This is a genomic window from Paenibacillus sp. 01T443, assembly GCF_056398325.1.
In genome coordinates this window covers 228,184-249,356 of record NZ_JBFTPE010000005.1, presented here as the reverse complement: position 1 = coordinate 249,356, position 21,173 = coordinate 228,184, and the positions used below count along the sequence as shown (strand labels likewise).

The following is a 21,173-nucleotide window of genomic DNA, read 5'->3' as shown; positions in this document are numbered from 1 at the left end:
CATGAAAGGAAGGGAGCCAGGCGGGATGAATCGTCATCGAAGCACCGCGGCTATATTGTCGTTACTCGTAATGGGTCTTGGACAATTGTATAACCGTCAATTTATAAAGGGCATAATTATGCTCGCTGTCGAAGCGGCAGCGCTTATGTATTTCATTCCGAACTTAGGAAGAGCAATTTGGGGAATTGTAACGCTCGGCGAAAAAACGCAGGGGCTGGAGAAGATCGGTAAGATCAGTGTACGCGTGGAGGGAGATCATTCGATCTTTCTATTAATCAGCGGTTTGATTACGTTATTCCTATTCATTCTTTTTATCATTATCTACATTATGAATATCCGCGATGCCTATCGGAACGGCAAGCAGAGAGATGAAGGTGTGCTGCCCGCAAGCTTTCGGCAAACATTGGCCTATGTGACGGATCGCAATTTTCCGCATTTGATGCTGACATTGCCGGCGCTCGGCGTATTGTTTCTAACGATCATGCCGATTATCTTCATGATTATGCTTGCTTTCACCAACTACGCGTCGCCTGATCATATTCCGCCGGCTAAGCTGGTGGACTGGGTAGGCTTCCAAACGTTTGCTAACCTGCTGACGCTTAAAACTTGGAGTCATACATTCGTAGGCGTCTTTACATGGACGATTATCTGGGCAATTATCGCTACGGTGACGACTTATTTTGGCGGTTTGCTGGTCGCGCTGCTTATCGAGCAAAAAGGAATCCGCTTCAAAAAGCTATGGCGGACGCTTTTCATCATCCCTTATGCCATTCCGCAGCTTATTTCCCTGCTTGTAATGCGGAATTTGTTTAACGGGCAATTTGGTCCGATCAATCAATACTTAGGTTATTTTGGCATGGGCAAGCTTCCATGGCTGACAGATCCATTCTGGGCGAAGGTAACCGTTATCTTAGTTAATATGTGGGTGGGTATTCCGGTATCTATGGTGCTTATTCTCGGGGTACTTACGGCTATACCGAAGGATCTGTACGAAGCGGCTGATGTCGATGGGGCGACGGGTATCCAGAAATTCCGGATCATTACGATTCCATTCGTGCTGTTCTCCACGGCACCGATTCTCATTACGCAATTTGCAGGCAATATCAATAACTTCAACGTCATTTTCTTGCTTACGAACGGCGATCCGGTAAAAGGCGATTATCAATTTGCCGGCAGCACCGATTTGCTCGTAACGTGGCTGTATAAGCTTACGCTGAATAACAGTCAATACAATATGGCCTCGGCCATCGGCATTATCATATTTATCGTTGTCGCTTCATTCTCGATTTACAACTATCGCCGTTCGCGGTCATTCAAAGAGGAGGATATGATTCAATGAAAATGGGACGCAAAACCGCAAATGTTGTCCGTTTGACGTTAAGCTACCTGCTGCTCATTGCGATAGCAATCTGTGCGATCTATCCGGCCCTTTGGGTGCTGCTTTCGTCGCTCCGACCGGGAACCTCGTTATTTAGCACGAGCTTGATTCCCGAGTCCTTTACGCTCGTGCATTATAAGGAATTGTTCACGAACCCAAGCTTCCGCTATGGGGTTTGGTACGTGAATACGCTGAAAATCGCGACGTTAACGATGATTTTCTCCACGATTCTTGTCACGCTCAGCATGTATGCCTTATCGCGTTTCCGCTTCCGCGGTCGTAAAATGACATTGACGTTAATGCTCGTCCTTGGCATGTTCCCGGGCTTTATGAGTATGATCGCGATCTTCATTTTCTTGCTGCAGCTAAACCTGCTTGATACGCACGCAGCCTTAATTATCGTTTATTCCGCAGGTGCGGTGCTTGGCGGATTTGTCGTCAAAGGCTTCTATGATACGATTCCGCGGAGCTTGGATGAAGCGGCTCGAATCGACGGCGCTTCGCATTTGCAGGTTTTTGTGAAAATCATGCTTCCGCTGTCGCGTCCGATGCTGACATATGTGGCGCTGACGACGTTTGCGGGCTCATGGGTTGATTTTATTTTTGCCAGATTGGTACTGCGCAGCAAAGACAACTGGACGCTTGCCGTCGGGATGTGGGACCTGGTTAACTCTTATCAAAATAGTAACTTTACGCTCTTTGCCGCAGGTGCGGTCTTGATTGCCATTCCGATTACTTTGCTGTTCGTCTTCCTGCAGCGCTTCCTAGTGCAAGGGCTGATGTCCGGCGCATCGAAAGGGTAAAGGAATGAAGGACAAACGTTTGCGCTTTGCGGGAGCTATTCTATTATGCTCATTGTTGTTTGCCATACTCGCAGCCTGCTCATCTGAGAACGGGAATAACGGCGAGCTATCGGCTAATAAACCAAACGATGAAACCATCGAGGCTGTGGGAAACAGTGCGGACGGTGAACCTGAAGCTGCTTCTTACGCGGTAGATGAGCAGCCGGGTAAGGTGTATTATGAGATCTTTGTCCGTTCCTTCTACGATACGAATGGAGATGGAATCGGTGATTTGAACGGCGTAACCGCCAAGCTCGATTATTTAAAGGAGCTTGGTGTCGGCGGGATTTGGCTGATGCCGATTAATGCTTCACCCAGCTACCATGGCTACGACACGACGGATTATTACGCCGTCAATCCGGAGTACGGCACGCTGGATGACTTAAAGAAGCTGCTAGAGGAAGCGCATAAGCGTGATATCAAAATCATTATGGATCTCGTCGTGAATCATACGAGCAAGGAGCATCCTTGGTTTAAGGAAGCGCTGGCGGACGAGAAAAGCCCTTACCGCAGCTGGTATACTTTTGCGAAGCCTGATGAAAAGGTGAGAGCGGACGGCGCAGTAGGCGGTGACCCATGGCATAGCTATGGCAGTCTCAACTATCTGGGCGTATTCTGGGAAGGCATGCCGGACCTTAATTTTGACGAGCCAAAGGCTCGGGAGGAAATGATCAAAATCGGTCAATATTGGCTGGAGCAGGGGCTGGACGGCTTCCGGCTGGATGCGGCTAAGCATATCTACGGCGATTTCGCTTCTACGGCAAGCACGCCTGAAATCCAGGCAAAGAACAAGGCTTGGTGGCAGGAGTTCCGCGCAGGCATGACCAAGGTGAAGCCGGATGCTTATTTAATTGGAGAGGTATGGGACTCGCTGACCGTGATTGCGCCTTACTTTGATCAGGCGCTGAATTCGGCGTTCCACTTCGATCTTGCCGGACGCTTGCTCAGCGCAGCGGATAAAGAGCAAGATGCGGATCTTGCGTTTTCGCTCGGACGCGCTTACGGCGTTTACGAGAAGTCTTCCGGCGGAACGTTCGTAGATGCGCCTTTCCTTAGCAACCACGACCAAAATCGCGTGATGACTGTATTAAACGGCAATCTCGACCATGCTAAAATGGCGGCGGCGATGCTGCTGACGCTTCCGGGCACGCCTTATCTCTATTACGGCGAGGAGCTTGGCATGAAAGGCGCTAAGCCGGACGAATATATTCGGGAACCGATGCCGTGGTACGCTTCTTCAGGCGGGGGCGAGGGCCAGACGACTTGGGAGAAGCAGCGCTATAATCCCGATCCGGGCGCCGTTTCCGTCGAAGCGCAGACGCAGGATGAGCAGTCGATGCTGAATCATTATCGTGAGCTGATTAAATGGCGGAACGAGGAAGCTGCTTTAAGAGATGGCGGCATAGCCGAGTATAAGTTGGTGCCTGCTAACCAGAAGCTTAGCGTATATGTTCGGGCTGTTGCCAAGGAAAGAGTACTCGTCGTTCACAATTTATCAGGCGAGGAGCAAACAACGGATCTGCAGCCGTCAGAAGTGTTCGGCAGCTTCAAGGAGCTTACTCGCTCAACGGGCAGCGGGGCGAAGCTTGATGGCGGAAAGCTGACGCTGCCTCCTTACAGCACTGTGATTTTAAAGTAGTAACGGAAGAGGGAATTGCACAAAACGTGCAGTTCCCTCTTTTTGTTGTGGGCTGCTACTGCTTGCGGTAGGTGTTCGGCGATACGCCAAGCTGCTTTTTAAACGCCTTGGAGAAGGAAAATAAATCGGGGTAACCGACGGATTGCGCGATTTCCGCCAGCTTGTAATCCGTTTGCTTCATCAGCAGGGTCGCTTCGTTCATCCGAAGCTGCTGCACGAATTTCATGGGCGACAAGCCGAAGGCTTTGTTGAAGGCTTTGGAAAAATGGGTACGGTCAATGCCTACGTATTCCGCTACGCTTTCGATTGTGATTCCGTCAGCATAATGAATCTCGAGGTAATCCTTGGCTTTTTGAAGCCAGCTGCCTGCCGAGGCAGGAGTGCCGCGAGGGATTTTGCTCTCGGAGAGCGTATCGAACAGCTGATGGAAAATAGCGAGCCGCGACAAGTCGGAGGGAGGCTTTTCCTTATTGGAGACAAGGCTGAAAAACTGCTCCATCAAAGTGAGCGCATCTGCGGTCAATCCGTTCGGCAGATGCGGACGGTAGGGGCCTAGTCCGATTCGATCGAGAAGCTGCAGCGCAAGCTTGCCGTCGAAGGCGAAGAAAGCTTTTCGCAGCAGAGCATGGTCCATTGTGTAATATTCATGCGTTACCTGCGGGAAAAGGCAGAAAAGATCATGTTTGCGAAGAGTATACGTTTGGCCGCCTTGGATAAAGATGCCTTCCCCTTCAAGCACCATAATCAAGTAATAGTAAGGCGTAATTCTTGGACCGATATGATAGCCCGTTTTTGCTATATTGGCGCCGAGTCTAATCGGCCAAGCAGGACCTGCTTTCTCGAAGGCTGATGGTGTGAAGTAGTGAATTTCAAGCTGCTCGTGGTGATCCTCTTTCATATGGTTAAACAGGATAGCCACCCCTTTTTGCCATTGGTTTTGGTGAATATTGCTTATGAAACAATTCAATTCACTAATATGAAACCACAAAATGACAAATAACTCAAGCTACGAATTGACATTGACGCTAGAAGGATTGATTGCTATTATTCAAATAACAAATTAATCCGATAAAGTTTGTCGGTTTTCTACCGGTCAACTGGTGATTCGAAGCGTAAAGGGGACAACAGAAATGGGCAAACAGGCAAAAGTGGAATTTGGATGGTTTATTCCGACCAACGGAGATGGCCGCTATATAGGCGTTAAGGCAGAACGGGAGCCATCGCAGCAATACTTTGTGGAGGTTGCACAAGCGGCGGAGGAAGCGGGTTATGAGTTCGCGCTTATTCCGGCCGGCGGAGATTGCTGGGACGGTTGGATCGTTGGTTCGTGGGTTGCATCTGCAACGACGAAGCTGAAACCGCTCATTGCGATGAGACCCGGGCTTATTTCTCCGGTATTGGCAGCACGAATGGCTTCTACGCTGGATCGCATGTCAGGAGGCCGGGCACTGATAAATGTCGTTACCGGCCATTATCCGGCAGATCTTAAAGCAACCGGAGATCCGCTGCACGGCAGCCACGACGAGCGTTATGAACGGACGAAAGAGTTTCTGGAAGTGGTCAAAGGCGTATGGCAGCAGCCGGCAGACGAAGGAACGGGATTTAATTTCGCTGGCAAGCACTACGAGGTAGAAGGCGGCGTAAGCAAGCCTGCTCCGGTTCAGGAGCCGCATCCTCCGCTGTATTTTGGCGGAAGCTCGGTGGCAGGCAAGCGCGTTGCAGCAGAAACAGCTGATGTTTACTTAATGTGGACAGAGCCGCTGGATTGGATTCAAGGCCAGATTGCCGAGATGGAAACCTATTTGGCTGAGCTGAAGGAAGAGAAGGGGATCGAAAGAGAGCTGCGATACGGCATTAGAGCACAGGTTGTCGTACGCGAAACCGAGGAAGAGGCTTGGGCGGCCGCATGGAACATTTTGAGCAAGGCGGATCCGGAGCAGCTGAAAGCCAAGGAAAAGCTGCACAACAAGACGGATGCGACGAATCAGAAACGCCAAATGGATTTGTTCAGCCAATCGAAGGAGCAGGACTACGTGATTGGCCCCAATCTTTGGTCAGGGTTGTCGGCCATTCGCGGCGGCGGGGCGGTTACCTTTGTCGGTACGCCAGAGCAGGTATCGGATCGGTTCATCGAGTTTATCGATGCCGGCGTAACCTCCTTTATTTTATCAGGCTACCCGCATTTGGAAGAGGCGAAAATATCAGGCGAGTTGCTGCTGCCGCTCGTTAAGCAGAAGCTGGCCGCAAAGGGAATAACTATTTAATCATTGGGGGTATGAATATGAATCGATTACGCAAACCGCATTTAGCGCTGCTGGCGCTTACGATGATATTAAGTGTTGTGCTTTCGGCCTGCGGGTCAAGCAATTCCAATACGAACGCAAACGGAAATAAGACGGGGGAAGGAGCAGCTGAAGGGAGCTCTGGCGATAAACCTGTGACGATCAGCTTTATTCATTGGCGCGGCGAGGATGCTGCAGTGCTTGACGGCATCATTAAAAAGTTTGAGGAAGAAAACAAAAACATCAAGGTAGAAACGCAGGTGTTTCCATCTGATCAATATCAATCGACAGCCCAAGCGAAGCTGCTTGACGGCTCTGTAGGCGACGTGTTCGCTTCATTTCCTGGCGCTCAGTTTGAAGCCATCGCGAAAGCAGGCTTGTTCTCCGATTTGAGCGGTTCATCCTTCGTGGACAATTTCACGCCATCTTTGATTGAATTGGGCCAAAAGGATGGCAAACAGCTGGCGGTCCCGTACCAGCTCGTTTATAACATTCCTATCTATAACGTAAAGCTGTTTGAAAAATACGGCATCGAAGTTCCGAAGGATTGGGACGGATTCCTTGCGGCGGCCGAGAAGCTGAAGCAGGAAGGGATCGTACCGATCGCTTTCCCGGGCGCCGATATCGGTCCAGGGCAGTTCATGAATCCAATGGTGATGAATAATGCGCCGGATGAGGAGATTTTTGTGAAGCTTGAAGCTGGCGAAGCAAAGCTTACCGATGATTGGTGGGTTAAGACGCTTTCCCAGTTCAAGGAATTGAACGACAAGGGCTACTTCCAGAAGGATGCGCTTGGAACGAAGGGCGATGCGGCCGGCGCGTTGTTCGTGCAGGAGAAAGCAGCGATTTTGGCAACAGGCTCCTATCAGCTGGTAGGCAATAAGAAAAACAATCCGGAGCTTCAACAAGGTTTGCTTGCGCCGATTACGGTACCGGCTGACCAAGCGGTGTTCGAAGGGATTCATACGACGACGTTCATGCTCGCCGTGAACAGCAAGTCGAAGCACCCGGAGGAAGCGAAGAAATTTATTGAGTTTCTAAGCCGTAAGGATATTGCTGGAGAGTATGCCAATGGCACAGGCCAGAACGTAACGATTAAGGATGTCGCATATACAAGCGATGAACTGAAGGCCGTAGCGGAATGGACAGCGAAGAAAACGCGTTTCCAGCCACGCTTCACAATAAAAAACGCTGAGGTTCAAAAAGCGGTCACCAGCTCGATTCAAGCCGTGTTAGGCGGAACGGAGCCAGCGAAGGCAGCGGCAGACGCGCAAGCGATCGTGGACCAGCAGATAGGAAAATAAGCAGATGAAAAAGTATGCGAAGCTGTTACCGTTTTTCGTGCCCGGCATTGCGCTGTATCTCGCACTATTCATCTATCCGACGGTAACGGGTTTCTATTACTCTTTAACGGATTGGGACGGCTTATCGCCGTCCTATCAGTTTGTCGGTGCGGATAACTACGCCAATGTAGCCAAGGATATTATTTTCCGTAAATCCATCGTTAACAATATTAAGTTTATGGTCGCTGTCGTTATCGCGCAGACAGTCGTTTCGCTGTTGCTGGCGCTTCAGCTTTCGAAGCAAACGAAGGTGAATGTCGCGCTGCGCTCGCTGTATTTTGTGCCTACCATTTTGTCATCGGTATCGGTCGGATTTATTTGGACCTTCGTCTATGATCCGTCGCTTGGGCTGTTAAATGGCTTGCTTGAGGCAGTGGGACTGTCTTCTTGGACGCAGAACTGGCTGGGCGATACGGGGATAGCGATTTTCTCGATTGCGGCCGTTCAGGCATGGGCTCATATCGGGCAAATGATCATTTTGTTCGTCGCAGGACTCCAGGCGATACCGGAAGAGCTCGTTGAATCGGCCAAGCTGGACGGGGCGACGAAGCTGCAGCTGTTTTTCCGCGTCATATGGCCGCTCCTGGCACCAGCAGCCGCGATTGTCGTGTCCTATACGACGATACAATCGTTTAAGGCCTTTGATCTCGTGTTTACGATGACCGGCGGCGGACCGGCGTATTCCACCGAAATTTTATCGACTTACATTTATAACTCAGCATTCATGAATTATACGTTTGGCAAAGCGTCAACGGCATCCGTGTATTTCCTTGTGCTCATTTCGTTCATAACCTTTCTTCAATTCCGCGCGCTTCGGACGGATCGCGTATCCTACTAGTATGCAGGCAGGTGAATTCATGTGGTTCTAAAATGGTTAGGCAGGTCCATGCTGCTGCTATTTGCAGCGGTTATTCTCGTCCCGCTGCTGATCGTGTTATTTACGTCATTAAAGACAACGCCGCAGTTTTATGCGAATCCGCTGGGGCTGCCGGAATCCTTGTCGTTCCACAACTTTAAGGCGCTGTTTGACGGACAGCCGATGTGGGGATATTTTCGCAATAGCATTGTCGTTACGCTGGCTACGGTAGGTCTTGAGCTTCTGCTTGCCGGGTTCATCGGTTACGGCATTATGCGATCGGGACGCCGTGTGGGAGCAGCCGTATTTGGCTTATTTGCAATTGGCTTGATGGTGCCGTCGCAAGTCAATATGATTCCCATCTACACTTTTGTGCATAAGCTGGGCTGGAGCAATTCGCTCACGGGGTTAATTATCGTGTCTGCCTCCGTGCTGCTGCCCCTGTCTGTATTTATGCTATCCGGTTTTATGAAAACCTTGCCGAAGGAAATTTTGGAGGCAGGCGAGATCGACGGCGCCGGTGAATGGACGCTGCTCGCGCGTATCGCGCTTCCGCTCAGCGCGCCGTACCTTGCGGCAACCGCTGCCTTTTTGTTCGTCATCGTATGGAATGACCTGTTGTTCCCGATGCTGCTTCTGAACGGAAAAGATAAGCTTACTCTGCCGCTCGCCATGCTGCAATTCCGCGGCGAATATATTACGGACTACCCCGTGCTGCTTGCCGGAGTCGTGGTGACGGCGCTGCCGATGATAGCGTTGTTTATTTTCCTCCAGCGTTATTTTATATCCGGCGCGCTTGCAGGCTCATTGAAGGGTTAGATTACATTTAGTCGAAGTCGCGGATCGCTTTCAATTGATTGTAGGCGATCATCCCCATCAAGAGCATAGCTGCGCCGCTTGCTGCTATAATGACGGCCGGACCGTAAAGATCGGACAGCGTCGAGAAGACGGCTAAGCCGATTGGCGGGGCAACGCTCGTTAAAGCGCCAACTAGTCCGAACACTCTGCCCTGCATGGATGGTTCGATCGCTACCCTGAGCACGATAAAAATGATCGTCGTACTGAAGGAGAAGAGGAAGCCCACAAGCAGGATAAGCGGCAGCGCGGCGGCGGCCGCAGTCATGAACGAAATGGCGATGAATAACGGCCCCATCAGGATCATACTCCCTATGATCCATTTTCCTCTGCTTTTCAGCTTTGTATCGAGCTTCATAATCAGAATGGAGCCGATCACGTAGCCTAGCGGAATACAGGCTTCCATAAGCCCGAAAATGAAAGGTTTAGCCTGCCATACCTGTACGGCCATCACCTGAATGAGCATGAAGGTGGATAGAAAGAAGAACATGACAAGCGGAAGCAGCATAACGGCGGCTTTGGCAAATGGCTCATTCCACACATAGCGAAAGCCGGCTGCGAGATCCTCCTTGAAGGAATTTTTGGATACTGCCGTGTCCCTGGATGCTTTATAGGGAAATTTGCCTGCAAAGAGCAGCAGCAAGCCGGAGAGCAGGAAGGTTACAGCGTCGATTGCTATTGCAAAAGCACCGCCGAATGCAGCGACGGCAATGCCTCCTAATGCAAAGCCGGAAATGCGAATGATATTGTCTGAGATGCTGATTGCCCCTACAGCCTGCGTCAGCTGTTCTTTACCGACGATTTCGATGAGCGAGGCTTGGAAAGCGGGCGTTCGAAACACACCGGTAAATGCGACAAGCGCAGTTAGCAGGACAATAAAGACAAACGGAATATGAGGCAAAAAAATGAGCAAGGCAATCGCCCCTACAAGCACGAAACGGATAATATCCGTTGTCCACATAAGGGTGCGACGGTCCACGCGATCCGCAACAGTGCCTGCGAACGAGCCGAAGAGCATGCTGATGACAAGATGAGTGATAAGGACGACCGACATGAGTTTGGCGCTCCCGGTTGTTTGCAGCACCCAAAGGTTTAAGGCAATGCTGTGAAACGTATTGCCAAGCAGCGATAAGCTATAGCTGGAGAAAACCGCTAGAAATGTCCGGTTTCGCCATAAGGACACAGCATGACTGCCCGGCTGCCGGGTCGAATTCGGCGTCCCGCTTTTGGATTCTTTAGCTAATTCAAGCATGTTTCAGCCTCCTCAATGAAAGTATGGAACAAATAAATTAATCCTCGCTAACCAACTCCGTTGGTAGTCTACCTTAAACCGTTAAACAGTAAGCAGGACCATCAACAAAACGACCAAACGACTTAAACGTTTAAGTTATCGTGGAAAAAGCAGATCGAAATCTGCTATTCGAACACCGTCATCGTCATCAAATGAAAATTTGTAACGTCATTAATCATTATCGGCTTTTACTAAGATATAGCTGCTTTCCGGCCCTTTCTTTGAATCATTCAGCAGCTGCAGCATAAGCTGAAAAGCAGCTTCGGGCTTGCGATCTCCAAAAGTGAAGCGGCCAGCGGAGAGAGGCAGGATCTCCGGACAGCCTGCTGAGCAAATGACCGTTAAATTCGCAGGGTCCACATATTTGGCTGCCGAAATGGCTGCAAATTCGTTCAGGATAATCCCTTTTTTATGTTCGTGCATTCTCAGAAACAGCTCTAGTGCTTGGTCATTCTGCATAATATGAATAGAATCGGGTCCCATTTTCGAAGCAGTGGCAATATGCTCCACGAGCTCTTTGTTATTGAAATTATCAATGATCACATACTCGTATTGTACGGAGGTGGTGGCCTGCACCGTTTCGAAAGCATCTAGGTAATCATAGTTAACCTTATAAAATAAGGCATCGTCGATGATGCTGTCTACCACGATGAGCGGTACGCCAACTGAAAAATGACTTGAAATCAGGTGGAAATTTTCCGTTTTGACATCGACTACGAATACGCCGTCAAGCTTGCGTTCCGAGATGATATCGAGCTTTGGGCTTGCGGCATCGAGGCCAAATAATACGACGTGGTAGCCGTAGTTCGAGAGCAGCTGCTCCAGCCGGTTTATAAATTGCGAGTAACGGAGCTGTCGCCAAAAGCCTTCGTTTTCTGCGCGGCTGATCAGAATGCCGATCAAGCCGGATTTTTGCTTCACCAGCGATCTGGCGGCCAGATTAGGCACATAATTTAATTGCTTCGCGGCTTCGAGCACGCGGGATCTAGTCTCGTCGGGAATGGTTTGCTTGGTGACGTTATTGAGTACGTAGCTGACTGTTGCGACAGAAACGTCTGAAAGCTTTGCAATATCCTTAAGCGTAGCTTTTTTAATGTGAAAACAGCTCCCTCATCAATCGATGCGGCCTAGTAAGCTAACAGTGCCATCCAAGAGCAGCAGCCACTGCTGTCAAAAGCGCAATCAATGACTTAAACGTTTAAGTCATTATCACACGGGACAGGCTCCTTTGTCTAGGGGCAATCGGAGCTTCGCGGCATTGAGGAGAAGGGCATTCGTTGCTGCAAGACACGGTTAGTATTAGCTGGACTTTTCCCCGCTTTTTTAAGACGCATGCCCAAGAGCTAAGCCCTATCAGAGTGGTAATATAACCATATTATCAAGGGAAAGGCGTGAGGGCATTGTCGTTAAAACAACATGCAGAGAACGTATGGAACGAGATGAAGCGGGATTATACCGGTAACTGGGGAATGGACATTCACAAGTGGGATTGGGTTCCGGGCGTAGGCGTCATTGGTTTGCTGGACTATTACGAAACGACCGGCGATCCGGCTATTATAGGTTTTTTGGCCGAATGGGCGGCGCGCAACAAAATGGCAAAGGAGGCAGAGCTCGTCATTAACGCGATTGCCCCGTTTGCGATTTTCCCCGCCTTGTACCAGGTGTCGGGAGATAACGGCTTTAAGGAAGAGGCTGCGCGTGTCGCTAAGTGGCTAATGGAGGAAGCGCCGCGCACAAGAGAGCAGGCATTCGAGCATACGGTGACTGAGAATGTGGAATTCTCCGAGCAGGTATGGGCGGATACGGTATTTATGGCTGTGCTTTTTTTAGCGAGGACGGCATCAATGCTCGAAAATGAAGCCTATGCGCAGGAAGCGCAGAAGCAGATGCTTCTTCACTTGACGCTGCTTGAGGACAGAGAGAGCGGCGTCCTGTTCCACGGCTGGAACTGCAGTACCGCGAACCATATGTCCGCAGCACGCTGGACGAGGGCGAATGCCTGGATTGCTGCTGGCGTGCCGATGATATTGAAGGAAATCGCGCCGCTCGTGCAGGTGTCGGAGGAGCTGTTGGCGCGCTACCGCCGCTTGATGGACGGACTTGTTCGGTTTCAGCGCAAGGACGGCTTGTGGAGTACGGTGCTCGATCAGCCGGATTATTACCGCGAAGTGTCCGGAAGCGCAGGCATCGCATATGGGCTATGGAAGGCAAGCGATGGCGGCTGGCTTCTGCCGGAGGAGCGCTACGAGACAGCCGCTCGCCGTGCGCTGAAGGCGATTATTGAGAATATTGGCGAAGACGGCATCGTGGCCGGCGTATCTGGAGGAACACCGGTGATGGAGAGCGTTGAGGCGTATAATGCCATACCAACCTATGCTACGCTTTATGGGCAAGGATTAGTGCTGATGCTTCTGTCGGAAGCACTTTGGAGAGGGGAATCGTCTCATGAATAGAGAACAGCTGGATGAAAGAATTCGAAGACAAACGGCAGCGTATGACGAGACGCTGCAGCTCATCCGAACGCCGCTAACGGCTACCTACCATACAGCGCTGAAGAGCAGCGAACACCCTGAGGTCTATGCGCTGCTTTCAGCAGCCAGCTACGCCTACGACTTGCTTGAATCGGGGGAGGCTGAGCATATTGCGAGAGCCAATGGGATTTTAGAGCGGGTGGTCCCGCTGCAGGACAAGAATCCGGCCTCGGACACCTATGGGATATGGCCGTATTTCTTCGAGGAGCCGCTTGAGCAAATGGACCGGCCCGACTGGAACATGGCTGATTTTCACGGCAAACGGCTTATCCTTATATTGATGAAGCATAGGGAGCATCTGCGGACGGAGCTGGCGGAGCAGATTGAAGCGGCGATTTCCCATGCGTGCAGGGCTATCATTATACGAAACGTAGGTCCGCATTACACGAATATTGCGATCATGGGCGCATTCGTTACGCTGGTCGGCGGCGAGCTTTTGCAAGATGATGAATATAAGGCGTACGGCCTGGCCCGCATCAAACGGTTTTATGATTTCACGTTAGGAATCGGTACGTTTTCGGAATATAACAGCCCTTGCTATACGCCGATTTCGATCCGCGAGCTGCACAGCATTGCCGTCTGCTCGGCGTCTGCGGAGGCAGTTGCTTACGCGAATGAGCTGATCGAGCTCGCTTGGAAAATGGCCGGTGAGCATTTTCATGCTGGCACGGGAGAGTGGAGCGGGCCGCACAGCCGGACTTACAGCACGCTGCTGCAGCCGGATGACCGCAAGTTTCTGTACGAAGCGCTTCTCGAGGAAAGCTTCGAATTCGGAGAAAACATCCGTTGTCCGAAGGCGTACCGCGGATTATTTCAAACGGCTCAAACCCGCTATCTGACGGAAGCCACACTGATGGAGGCGGACACCGGCTATCAGGTCTATGCGACGTTATTCCAGAATAAACGCTTGTCTCTGGGCACATTCAGCAAAGGCGTCATGTGGAATCAGCGGCGGAACATGCTCGCTTATGTGAATGTCGAAGGAGAGCCGGTATACGTTCAGCTTCAATTTTTGAAGGACGGCGGTGATTTCTGCTCGGCGATGTTTGCTGGCGTACAAGCGCGCACGAACGTGCTGTTCGGTTTTAATTTACTGACGGATAACGGAGCATGGCACTCGGATCTGGATCAAATCAACGGTAGATTCCGGTCAAGCGATCTAAGGATTCGTTTGAAAATCGGCGGCGTGACGACTGGGCTGGAGTTGCCGGAGGTACATGAAGGCAAAGCATGGCAGCTGCGGCTTGGAGAGGCTAGTCTGGCGGTTAAGCTGCTTCATGAGCGTTCCGATTACGGGGAGCTGGAGCTGCGCTGCGAACGTACGGATGACGCGATTCATGCGGATTATGTATTGTATAGCGGGGATGAGCGCGAATTCGATTTTCATGCGGTTCAGGAATCGGTGTGGCTGTTCCAGCTCGGGCTGAATGAGTCCGGGCAGCTGCCGGCCGCGCAGATCTGCCAGGAAGGGGACCTCGTCAAGGCTTCGGCCGAAATGGATGGCGAAACTGTTTCGGTCGCGTTATCCGTCGCCCCGGGACAAACAACGGAACGATACCGGACCAACGAGGTGAAGCTTCCGGTTGCTCGGCTTTACCCTAATCATGTATAGGCTTAAACCGCTTCAGGAGGCAGCCGCGATAATCGTTTACCCTTGCGTTCTGCTAAGCGCGGCCTGCCGCCGATAAGACATCGGTGTCATTCCAGTCGAAGTGCGGAATTGGTGAAAAAAATGCGAAAGATCTCCAAAGCCGGTTTGTCCGGCAACGTCTATCATAGGCAAGGAGGTCTGGGCGAGCAGTCCTTTTGCTTTGTTCAGCCGGTATTCATTCAAGAAACGCTTGATCGAATAACCGGTCGTTTCCTTAAACAAACGAAACAGGCGGGAGCGCGACACAGGAAATTTACGAAGCAGATCGTCAATATGCAGCTCATCGCGGTATGCGGCTACTAGATAAGCGACAACGTCTCCGATCAGCCTCTCATCGGTGGAGATTATTTCCCGCTGCGCAAGCGGTTCCTCATGCTTTCTTATTATGAGCAGCGCAAGCTCCGACATGCAGCGCAGCATCGAGAGCTCTCGCCAAGGCTGGTTCGAGGCGAGCGAAGTGCTGAGCTCCTCCAGCAGCAGCCGTGCATGCTCGAATTGCGGAGCAGGAAGGAAATAATGGCTGCCGGACGCTCCGTCCGTCAGGAGGCTGCCGATTCCTTCCTTCATGTCCGGACAGGATTGGTCGAGGCGATTCAAGTACGAGTCGCTTACGGACAGCACGTAACGGTCAAAATCCTGTCCCGGCTTGGAAAACGGATGATGCAGCACATGCGGAGCGATGACGGTGAGCGTTCCTGCATGCAGCGGGTAGAGATTCTCCTCCACAATATAGGAGCCGGTACCGCGTAAGCATAGATAAATTTCATAGCCATCGTGATGGTGCAGCTCCTTGCGGCCAAGCGGTCCCATCCGAAGCTCGCAATGAACCGGATATTCAGCCAAAAACAGGTTCGTGAACTCGTCAAGGACAGAGTTGACCGGCTGTTCGAATCGTTCGCTTGTCATGCGGCTTCCTCCCAGGCGAAATGATGGATGTATCTTAATCATAGCATTGGTTTCAACTGTCAGACAAAAATAAACGTTTTTCCTCCCACATAGCTCCGCCTTTCATCGTGTAGCTCTTCTTGCCTTTCTTCCTGCCTTTGCGTTTGCGCTGCAGGATAGGCCTCAGGTTCTTATCGAATGCTGGCCAAAGGCGTTCGAAGAAATCATAGAACGTCCTGACTCCGGTCAGATCATCTGGAGAGAACCCGCTCAGAATTGCGTAGATGGGTGTGATTTTTAACTCATTGACCCATTCAGTGACTCCTATCGTCGGATTCGTTAAGAGAAGAAACAGGTAAGAACGGAATAGCGTTGCAGGATCCCGGGCTCAGGTCCTTGATCCGAATATTCATTCATAAGCAAGATCGTGATGGCAGATAAATTCGTCATCCAGAGTTTCACAGCAAACGGCCAATCCTTGTTGATGAGGACAATGCCGAGACAATAAGGGGTCCGAAGATGCTCGAGGACAAAAACTTGGTAACCGAAATGAGGAATGAACGAAGGCTTCAATCGGCGTTGTGATCGATCCGGGCAACCTGCTGACGGCCGAAAATTTTGCAAGGCAAGATGAGGTCATTGAGCAAGCGTTCGAGCTGCTCGTCAAACGGATTATCGAAGCTCATACGAAGGATCGCATGCTGTTGGAGAGCGGCGAGCTGGTCTCAGAGTTATCTACATAAATCAAAGGGGACCGGGGTGGTCTGCAGTCAGCACTCATATGCCCATTAAAGCTGCTTGATGTTATTTTGAAGTAAATCAAGTACTCTGGTTTTCGAATCAGCGTGGATAATCCCTCGTAATATTTGATGATTTGTCTTTATTTCTAACGAGAACCTATTATCGAAACGATCAGACTCCTTCAAATTATAAAGGACAATATTCTTCCAAGGAATAAGCTTATTATTGAGCTATACACCATCATTCCCAATTGAATAATGTATTCTATTACGAGGAATGGACAGCTTCATTATGTTATTTCTACTATTTTTCATGCGTATTCACTACTATAGTAATTGGATTTTATTTTTTCAATGGCTTGCTTGGTGGTACGAACTTTCATCTTTTTTAAAATACTGCTCACTTGGTTTTTCACAGTACTCTCTGCTTTATGTAAAGTTTGGGTGATGCTGATTTGCGTAAAACCTCGTTCCAGTAATTCGAAGATTTCTCTCTCAGATGGCGATAATTGGTTAAGAATGGCGTCTTTTTTCAGCTTGGCATAATCTTCTAGTAGTACTTCAATTGGATTTCCATTTAGTACGACAGTTCTAATGATATGGGGTAATTCATAATAGTTGGTTTGGGGTAAACAATGTACGGCCCCCGCATTATATGCCTTTAGAATGGTTTCTCTCTTTGTGTCCTCTGTCATTAGAATAATTTTTGTTGGTTTAATAACGTTCATTTCCATTGCTAATTCGATGCCGTCAAGCTTGTTGTCGGAGTGATGTAGTTTCATTAGTACAAGGTCGGCATGCGGGAGTTGTTCTATTGCGCTTTTCTTACTATCCACGCAATCGATGATTTGAAAATTTTCTATAAGTGACAAGTAGTTGGAAATACATTTCTGCCATACTGGATCAGTTTCTACAATTAATATACGTATGAGCTGCATGAGGTCACTCCTTGCTTATTTTAGGGTACCAATACTTTAGAATCAGGGACTTATTTCCTATTTGTAGATAAAGTATATTTGACACAATAGACCGCAAGCAACGAAAAATAGATTGGTATTTTCCGAAAGTGGTTTTGCGTGGTCCAAATGTAGATATATGGATATTACATGTGGTTGATCACACCGGCTGAATTGGTATATATTGTTCGTGACAACCTTATCAAAGGGGACTAGGACATGCATCATAAAATATGGATGATGATCGGCGGGGGATTAAGTCTTGTGTATGGGTATGATTTAATAGCAGGATGGATGGATCACAGTGAAATATCGTACTTCCGACTTCTGCTCTTTTTAGGCTGTCTTCTGCTATTTTTTAGCCAATGGTTGAAAATTAAAAAGGAAGCCAAGCAAAACAGTAATCCCTAGGTAGCGGCTTTCTAATTTAAGCGCTCATCGACTATAGAATAAGGAGCGTCCTCGGGTTAGTGGGCCGCTCCTTATTTGTCTGTATGCCAATCCTGCACCTCTTATCAGCTGTATGCATCTGGTCAGGGAGAGACAGCTCTTCTACCGTTCTGTCTATTTATTTACGAGAAATCCCTTGTCTTTATCCTCCATAAGCTGCATCCTACGCATATAACACTAGTCATCATAAGCAATAGAATGGAAGTGGTCAGACTAGCTTCACCTGAAAAATCGCCTGTGAAATGAGCATTTAAATCTAAATGAAACATCGGATAATATTGCACAATTGATGCAAAGTTTTTCATTACTGACAAAAAAGGTTACTACTTAGCTCCGATTCATTAAAATTGAAGTTGACCACTTAGTGCAGAAGTGAGTGAGGATAGTACAGAAATCTGTTGTTTAATGAGGGTGGAAATAACGCTCCGCATTCTAGCGAATATATGGCACCCGACATCGTTCGAAATGAGCCGGAGATCTTTTGTTTTACCTTCACCATCCGAAGGTCTCGTTCAGCTTGGTTATTATCAAACGGAATGTAATCGTAATGGTCCCGAATAGCGCCAAGAACATCTTCGGGAATGGCCATTTGCTCCGCTCTAAAAGACTTTGCAAGCCTCCAGCTCTCTTGCAGCAATTCGACCATTTGCTGTGACCATGTTTGCCCGTCATGCTCGGTAATCCCCAGGCACTCCCGCAGTAAATGGGCGTTGCATAGTACATGATTCCGTCACCATACTGCATCGGGGCACTTACCTGTTTTGGAAACGCGGCTCTCTGCTCTAGTCCGCATACCTGACAGCATTTCTTTTCTGCGCGATGCTCGGTTACTCGGATAGCAGGGGCGGGAAGATCGAAGACTTGTCGCCTCTCATAGTCCATGCCCGTTGCATTTGCTAATGAAGAAGCACACCGGAGACATGTCGCTAAATGGTGAACGACGATTTCGTCGGGCTGTGTCGTAAATGCAAGGGTATGACCTTGGTGCCCTTTGGGGGCGCCCTTCTTACCGCCTATCCGCCGTGAATTCATAGGTTTGCGCAGTCCGTCACTGGAAGGCGGCTTACTGCTGTTATTGCTATTTTTTCCAAGCTGCCGTTCCAACTCATGGACACGGTTCTCTAATTGCTCAAAACGTTTTGCTTGTTTTTCAACCAGTGTCTACAATTGCTGGTTTTGTTCAAGTAAGGCATGAACAAAACGGGCAATCTCTTGATCACCTTTGCATATGGTATTGACTTCTTCCCGAGTTATTTCCATTTGCAAGGCTCCCTTCATTGCGCTGGTAATAATGACTAATTCGACAAGCAGATCTGAAAATCCTTATTTTAAGACAAAAAAAATCTCCCCAGTATTGAGGAGACCTAAGTAGTAACAATCATAGTTTAATAATAAAAAACTAAAAAAGATAGGACTTACATCATTTGGATGATGAGGTAAAATACTAGTCAAGGAGAACGGTTAATTCATGAAGAAACATACTAGTAGAAATAAACAAATATTGGTTTATTAAATGTAGTCACAAAAAGTGAAATTCTGCTGATAACAGCAGGCTAATTCCAAAAAATCCCGAAGTTCAATAGATCACTCTTCAGGTCGCTATATCTGGCTTGACGTCGTTTAGCAGTATGTTTCACACGGGCAATTACATGACTCTAAAAACCTACCCTTTGGGGTAGTTAACAAAAAGCCTAGAAGTAACTAAAATGTTACTTGAAGTAACAAAAAGAGCTAGATACGGTTTCGAGTGAAAAGGGACGGCGCTGATAGGCTTTGATCCGATTGTGGCGTCCTTCCACGATGGTGTTCGTCCAATGACAATTATAGAGGGATTTTATATTTCTTAATTTTGAAGATTTATTGGAACTCGATAGTGGATGACTAGCCAAAACTCGAGTATTAATTGAAGGGAGAATAAATTTACATATGAGAATAATGGAAATAGGAAAAGAGTTTAAAATTGAGAATGTGTTGTCATTGAGAAAGAAAATGACTCAAGCAGAAATACATCAGGAAATGATGAGTATTGGTAATTTCCTTGAGCAGAATAGTTTTAAAAAAAATGGTCCCATTGTAACTGCTACCTTTGCAATTGAGGAATCATTTGAACAGCCACTATTAGATATGGAGATTTTGGTTCCAATAGACAAGCCTGCGAAATTGTCTGGTAAATATAAACTTAAAGACGTCTTTCACCTCATGAATACAGTTTATGCTAGACATGAGGGCAATCCTAATACGTTACAGAATACATATAACGAGTTAAATCAGTATATTAGCGAGAAGGGATTGCAACCGATAACAGCAGCTTACAATGTAAATGTTGTTGACTTAAATCCGGGGCAATCCATGGATGAAATGATTGTGGATGTTTATATAGGAGTGAATCCATCAATCTTATAAATGATGATTTTAGTTGTAATTCCTTGCTGCATAGTGCTAGCCTATGTGCCAGGCTTACAGTTGAAATATATAAATGAAGTAAAGAATAAAGGAGAATTGAAAATGACAAGTGCACTGATGTTGAAAAATAATCATTTTATTGAATTGTCAAGTGACGAAATGATGTTCGTAGATGGTGGAGGCCTTTGGAAAGCCATTGTGGCGACAGCGGGAGCCGTTGCTATTGGAGCTGCTCCACTTGTAGGCGTAGTTGCGGGAATTGGCGGTAGCTTTGTAGGTACGCCGCTTGTAGGCGTAGCAGCAGGCGTTGCTGCGGCAAGTGGTATGGTATCAGCAGGTGCATCCATGTTAGATTATGCTACAAAAAAATAATTAAAATAAGAAGAGGTGAAAAATATGGAACTATCTATTTCCCATGGTTTTATTGAATTAAATGAATTCACACTGTCCGAAATAAATGCAGGTGGTATTTGGGGAGTTATTGGTGGTATAGCTACGGTAGTTGGAGGAGTAGCGACTGTTGTTGGTGGAGTAGCATTATTAGCTGTTCCCGAACCTACAATGGTAACCAAATATGGAGGATATGGATTGATAGTAAGCGGAATAGGAATTATTGGTGGAGGCGCTGCTCAGATTGCAACAAGCAGATAGTTATTAATCCGGATATGTTTTGTATGCAAGAAGGAATTCATTATGATTCCTTCTTGCACAATTTTTTTCAACATTAATTTAGTCCATGAGTTATTGGAACTCTATTTTATCGGAGGTAATGAGGATAATGGAAAAAAAAATTAAAACTTTTAAATTTTCTTTGTTAATGTCTTTTATAGGATTTATTACGACGGGAGTTAACTATTTTGCTTTCAAAGTTCCTGCAGTTGGAGTAGCGTTTATTGTAGTTACAATCTCATTCATTATTGTTTTTATTGGTTATAAAATAGAAATGAAAAACATCAATAAATAACAGTGTGAAATAAAGGTTAAGCTAGGGCATGTCAACAAACTTAAGCTTCACGAGATGGATGTGTACTGTGCCTATCCCAATTCTCATTGTTAATACACGTGGTAATA

21 protein-coding genes and 1 pseudogene are annotated in these 21,173 nt (G+C 48.1%); 14 read left to right on the top strand and 8 right to left on the bottom strand.

What is annotated here, in order from left to right; translation table 11 throughout:
* The first annotated feature begins 25 nt into the window (after positions 1 to 25).
* The 3 genes from AC1DLI_RS08795 to AC1DLI_RS08785 are packed head-to-tail and all read left to right on the top strand — an operon-like array spanning position 26 to position 3,859.
* Positions 26 to 1,339, top strand: coding sequence for a carbohydrate ABC transporter permease (locus AC1DLI_RS08795; protein WP_477601565.1), 1,314 nt, complete (start codon positions 26 to 28; stop codon positions 1,337 to 1,339).
* 2 nt (positions 1,340 to 1,341) lie between these two features.
* Positions 1,342 to 2,181, top strand: a complete 840-nt coding sequence (locus AC1DLI_RS08790) for a sugar ABC transporter permease (protein ID WP_477602345.1) — start codon at positions 1,342 to 1,344, stop codon at positions 2,179 to 2,181.
* Between the two features lie 4 nt (positions 2,182 to 2,185).
* Complete coding sequence (locus AC1DLI_RS08785; protein WP_477601563.1) at positions 2,186 to 3,859, top strand: alpha-amylase family glycosyl hydrolase; 1,674 nt, start codon at positions 2,186 to 2,188, stop codon at positions 3,857 to 3,859.
* A 55-nt stretch (positions 3,860 to 3,914) separates the two neighbouring features.
* On the opposite strand, the gene AC1DLI_RS08780 is transcribed toward AC1DLI_RS08785, so the two are convergent.
* On the bottom strand, positions 3,915 to 4,778 hold the full coding sequence (locus AC1DLI_RS08780; RefSeq protein ID WP_477601561.1) for a helix-turn-helix transcriptional regulator: 864 nt from the start codon (positions 4,776 to 4,778) through the stop codon (positions 3,915 to 3,917).
* A 211-nt stretch (positions 4,779 to 4,989) separates the two neighbouring features.
* Between AC1DLI_RS08780 and AC1DLI_RS08775 the strand changes: the two genes are divergently transcribed.
* Genes AC1DLI_RS08775 through AC1DLI_RS08760 form a run of 4 tightly spaced genes read left to right on the top strand, consistent with a single transcriptional unit; the run spans position 4,990 to position 9,159 of the window.
* The gene (locus tag AC1DLI_RS08775; protein ID WP_477601559.1) at positions 4,990 to 6,123 is read left to right on the top strand and encodes an LLM class flavin-dependent oxidoreductase; all 1,134 of its coding nucleotides are present in this window, start codon (positions 4,990 to 4,992) and stop codon (positions 6,121 to 6,123) included.
* Between the two features lie 17 nt (positions 6,124 to 6,140).
* Positions 6,141 to 7,445 carry an ABC transporter substrate-binding protein gene (locus tag AC1DLI_RS08770; protein ID WP_477601557.1) on the top strand — a complete coding sequence of 435 codons (1,305 nt, stop codon included), beginning with the start codon at positions 6,141 to 6,143 and terminating at the stop codon, positions 7,443 to 7,445.
* Positions 7,446 to 7,449: 4 nt separating this feature from the next.
* Positions 7,450 to 8,322 carry a carbohydrate ABC transporter permease gene (locus AC1DLI_RS08765; RefSeq protein ID WP_477601555.1) on the top strand — a complete coding sequence of 291 codons (873 nt, stop codon included), beginning with the start codon at positions 7,450 to 7,452 and terminating at the stop codon, positions 8,320 to 8,322.
* Between the two features lie 21 nt (positions 8,323 to 8,343).
* A complete protein-coding gene (locus tag AC1DLI_RS08760; protein WP_477601553.1) occupies positions 8,344 to 9,159 on the top strand; it encodes a carbohydrate ABC transporter permease in 816 nt (271 codons plus the stop codon).
* A 7-nt stretch (positions 9,160 to 9,166) separates the two neighbouring features.
* Here AC1DLI_RS08760 and AC1DLI_RS08755 read toward each other — a convergent pair whose 3' ends face one another.
* Both AC1DLI_RS08755 and AC1DLI_RS08750 read right to left on the bottom strand, forming a co-directional pair.
* Positions 9,167 to 10,447, bottom strand: coding sequence for an MFS transporter (locus AC1DLI_RS08755; protein ID WP_477601551.1), 1,281 nt, complete (start codon positions 10,445 to 10,447; stop codon positions 9,167 to 9,169).
* Positions 10,448 to 10,657: 210 nt separating this feature from the next.
* A complete protein-coding gene (locus AC1DLI_RS08750; RefSeq protein ID WP_477602343.1) occupies positions 10,658 to 11,557 on the bottom strand; it encodes a LacI family DNA-binding transcriptional regulator in 900 nt (299 codons plus the stop codon).
* A gap of 329 nt (positions 11,558 to 11,886) precedes the next feature.
* On the opposite strand from AC1DLI_RS08750, the gene AC1DLI_RS08745 reads away from it, so the two are divergent.
* Both AC1DLI_RS08745 and AC1DLI_RS08740 read left to right on the top strand, forming a co-directional pair.
* Complete coding sequence (locus AC1DLI_RS08745; protein ID WP_477601549.1) at positions 11,887 to 12,939, top strand: glycoside hydrolase family 88/105 protein; 1,053 nt, start codon at positions 11,887 to 11,889, stop codon at positions 12,937 to 12,939.
* The gene (locus AC1DLI_RS08740) at positions 12,932 to 14,629 is read left to right on the top strand and encodes a hypothetical protein (RefSeq protein ID WP_477601547.1); all 1,698 of its coding nucleotides are present in this window, start codon (positions 12,932 to 12,934) and stop codon (positions 14,627 to 14,629) included. Before AC1DLI_RS08745 ends, AC1DLI_RS08740 begins: the two co-directional genes overlap by 8 nt.
* Positions 14,630 to 14,665: 36 nt before the next feature.
* Here the strand turns inward: AC1DLI_RS08740 and AC1DLI_RS08735 are convergent, their stop codons facing one another.
* Entirely contained in the window at positions 14,666 to 15,574 is a 909-nt protein-coding gene (locus AC1DLI_RS08735) for an AraC family transcriptional regulator (protein ID WP_477601545.1), read from the bottom strand.
* A gap of 560 nt (positions 15,575 to 16,134) precedes the next feature.
* Between AC1DLI_RS08735 and AC1DLI_RS08730 the strand changes: the two genes are divergently transcribed.
* Positions 16,135 to 16,296 carry a hypothetical protein gene (locus tag AC1DLI_RS08730; RefSeq protein WP_477601543.1) on the top strand — a complete coding sequence of 54 codons (162 nt, stop codon included), beginning with the start codon at positions 16,135 to 16,137 and terminating at the stop codon, positions 16,294 to 16,296.
* A gap of 45 nt (positions 16,297 to 16,341) precedes the next feature.
* Here AC1DLI_RS08730 and AC1DLI_RS08725 read toward each other — a convergent pair.
* The 4 genes and pseudogenes from AC1DLI_RS08725 to AC1DLI_RS08710 form a co-directional block, all read right to left on the bottom strand.
* A pseudogene (locus AC1DLI_RS08725) lies at positions 16,342 to 16,512 on the bottom strand (hypothetical protein); the annotation flags it as partial.
* A 92-nt stretch (positions 16,513 to 16,604) separates the two neighbouring features.
* Positions 16,605 to 17,231 (bottom strand): response regulator, encoded by a 627-nt coding sequence (locus tag AC1DLI_RS08720; protein ID WP_477601541.1) that lies wholly within the window; start codon positions 17,229 to 17,231, stop codon positions 16,605 to 16,607.
* Between the two features lie 829 nt (positions 17,232 to 18,060).
* The gene (locus AC1DLI_RS08715) at positions 18,061 to 18,198 is read right to left on the bottom strand and encodes a hypothetical protein (protein WP_477602341.1); all 138 of its coding nucleotides are present in this window, start codon (positions 18,196 to 18,198) and stop codon (positions 18,061 to 18,063) included.
* Positions 18,192 to 18,857 (bottom strand): DUF6444 domain-containing protein, encoded by a 666-nt coding sequence (locus AC1DLI_RS08710; RefSeq protein ID WP_477602339.1) that lies wholly within the window; start codon positions 18,855 to 18,857, stop codon positions 18,192 to 18,194. Before AC1DLI_RS08710 ends, AC1DLI_RS08715 begins: the two co-directional genes overlap by 7 nt.
* A 768-nt stretch (positions 18,858 to 19,625) precedes the next feature.
* On the opposite strand from AC1DLI_RS08710, the gene AC1DLI_RS08705 reads away from it, so the two are divergent.
* The 4 genes from AC1DLI_RS08705 (at position 19,626) to AC1DLI_RS08690 (ending at position 21,066) form a co-directional block, all read left to right on the top strand.
* Entirely contained in the window at positions 19,626 to 20,102 is a 477-nt protein-coding gene (locus tag AC1DLI_RS08705) for a GyrI-like domain-containing protein (RefSeq protein ID WP_477601539.1), read from the top strand.
* A gap of 102 nt (positions 20,103 to 20,204) precedes the next feature.
* A complete protein-coding gene (locus tag AC1DLI_RS08700) occupies positions 20,205 to 20,474 on the top strand; it encodes a hypothetical protein (RefSeq protein WP_477601538.1) in 270 nt (89 codons plus the stop codon).
* A gap of 24 nt (positions 20,475 to 20,498) precedes the next feature.
* Positions 20,499 to 20,753: a hypothetical protein gene (locus tag AC1DLI_RS08695; protein ID WP_477601536.1), complete on the top strand. Its 255-nt coding sequence runs from the start codon at positions 20,499 to 20,501 to the stop codon at positions 20,751 to 20,753.
* Between the two features lie 127 nt (positions 20,754 to 20,880).
* Positions 20,881 to 21,066, top strand: a complete 186-nt coding sequence (locus tag AC1DLI_RS08690) for a hypothetical protein (protein WP_477601534.1) — start codon at positions 20,881 to 20,883, stop codon at positions 21,064 to 21,066.
* Positions 21,067 to 21,173 lie beyond the last annotated feature (107 nt).

Coding starts and splice junctions, on each gene's coding strand:
- AC1DLI_RS08795 (WP_477601565.1), top strand. CDS start 26: ATGAATCGTCATCGAAGCACCGCGGCTATATTGTCGTTACTCGTAATG.
- AC1DLI_RS08790 (WP_477602345.1), top strand. CDS start 1,342: ATGGGACGCAAAACCGCAAATGTTGTCCGTTTGACGTTAAGCTACCTG.
- AC1DLI_RS08785 (WP_477601563.1), top strand. CDS start 2,186: ATGAAGGACAAACGTTTGCGCTTTGCGGGAGCTATTCTATTATGCTCA.
- AC1DLI_RS08775 (WP_477601559.1), top strand. CDS start 4,990: ATGGGCAAACAGGCAAAAGTGGAATTTGGATGGTTTATTCCGACCAAC.
- AC1DLI_RS08770 (WP_477601557.1), top strand. CDS start 6,141: ATGAATCGATTACGCAAACCGCATTTAGCGCTGCTGGCGCTTACGATG.
- AC1DLI_RS08765 (WP_477601555.1), top strand. CDS start 7,450: ATGAAAAAGTATGCGAAGCTGTTACCGTTTTTCGTGCCCGGCATTGCG.
- AC1DLI_RS08755 (WP_477601551.1), bottom strand. CDS start 10,447: ATGCTTGAATTAGCTAAAGAATCCAAAAGCGGGACGCCGAATTCGACC.
- AC1DLI_RS08740 (WP_477601547.1), top strand. CDS start 12,932: ATGAATAGAGAACAGCTGGATGAAAGAATTCGAAGACAAACGGCAGCG.
- AC1DLI_RS08735 (WP_477601545.1), bottom strand. CDS start 15,574: ATGACAAGCGAACGATTCGAACAGCCGGTCAACTCTGTCCTTGACGAG.
- AC1DLI_RS08720 (WP_477601541.1), bottom strand. CDS start 17,231: ATGCAGCTCATACGTATATTAATTGTAGAAACTGATCCAGTATGGCAG.
- AC1DLI_RS08715 (WP_477602341.1), bottom strand. CDS start 18,198: ATGGTGAAGGTAAAACAAAAGATCTCCGGCTCATTTCGAACGATGTCG.
- AC1DLI_RS08705 (WP_477601539.1), top strand. CDS start 19,626: ATGAGAATAATGGAAATAGGAAAAGAGTTTAAAATTGAGAATGTGTTG.
- AC1DLI_RS08700 (WP_477601538.1), top strand. CDS start 20,205: ATGACAAGTGCACTGATGTTGAAAAATAATCATTTTATTGAATTGTCA.
- AC1DLI_RS08695 (WP_477601536.1), top strand. CDS start 20,499: ATGGAACTATCTATTTCCCATGGTTTTATTGAATTAAATGAATTCACA.
- AC1DLI_RS08690 (WP_477601534.1), top strand. CDS start 20,881: ATGGAAAAAAAAATTAAAACTTTTAAATTTTCTTTGTTAATGTCTTTT.